Source organism: Siculibacillus lacustris (assembly GCF_004328075.1).
Taxonomy (GTDB): domain Bacteria; phylum Pseudomonadota; class Alphaproteobacteria; order Rhizobiales; family Ancalomicrobiaceae; genus Siculibacillus; species Siculibacillus lacustris.
In genome coordinates this window covers 1-927 of record NZ_SJFN01000093.1, presented here as the reverse complement: position 1 = coordinate 927, position 927 = coordinate 1, and the positions used below count along the sequence as shown (strand labels likewise).

1 protein-coding gene is annotated in these 927 nt (G+C 66.8%); it reads right to left on the bottom strand.

Annotation, left to right across the window (positions count from 1 at the left end):
• Positions 1–66: 66 nt before the first annotated feature.
• On the bottom strand, positions 67–927 hold an 861-nt coding region (locus tag EYW49_RS22860), incomplete at its 5' end, for an IS256 family transposase (protein ID WP_131312045.1).

Below are 927 nucleotides of genomic sequence, written 5' to 3'. Positions count from 1 at the left end.
GATCGTGTCCCGAGAGGTGGTGTAGCTGACCGGTGGCCAGCGGGCGCGCCGATATGGGCGGCGTCCTCAGGCCGCCATGTTCGGCAGGCCGAGGACGGCAGGATCATCGTCGATGGCGGCGATCGTTTCCAGCGTCATGTAGCGGGAGCGTTGGACGGCCCATTCGTCGTTCTGTTCGAGCAGGATCGCCCCGACCAACCGGACGATGGCATCTTCGTTGGGGAAGATGCCGACGACCTCGGTTCGGCGCTTGATCTCGCCGTTGAGGCGTTCGAGCGGGTTGGTGCTGTGCAGCTTCGCCCGATGTGGGGCGGGAAAGCTCATGTAGGCGACGCCGCGCAGGCCCCGGCGCGCGAGCTTGCGGAGGAAGCCGGTCCAGAACGTCTCGGCCTCCGACGGTCCGATGTCCATGCCGAGCACCTCGCGCCGACCGTCGGTGTTGACGCCGACCGCGACGATCACCGCCACCGACACGATCCGCCCGTTCTGGCGGACCTTCAGGTAGGTCGCGTCGATCCACAGATAGGGCCAGTCGCCTTCGATCGGGCGATCGAGGAAGGCCTTCACCCGTTCGTCGATTTCCTCGCACAGTCGGCTGACCTGGCTCTTCGAGATCCCGCTCATCCCGAGCGACTTCACCAGATCGTCGACCGAGCGCGTCGAGATGCCCTGGATGTAGGCCTCCTGGATGACGGCGGTCAGCGCCTTCTCGGCCATCCGCCGCGGCTCCAGGAAGCTCGGGAAGTAGCTGCCGGTGCGAAGGCGCGGGATACGCAACTCGACGGTGCCGGCTCGGGTCTCCCAGTCGCGCTCGCGGTAGCCGTTGCGCTGTGCCAGACGATCCTTGCTCTTCTCGCCCCATTCGGCACCGGTGTGGGCGCCGATCTCCAGCTCCATCAGGCGCTCCGCGGCGAAGCCGATCATCTC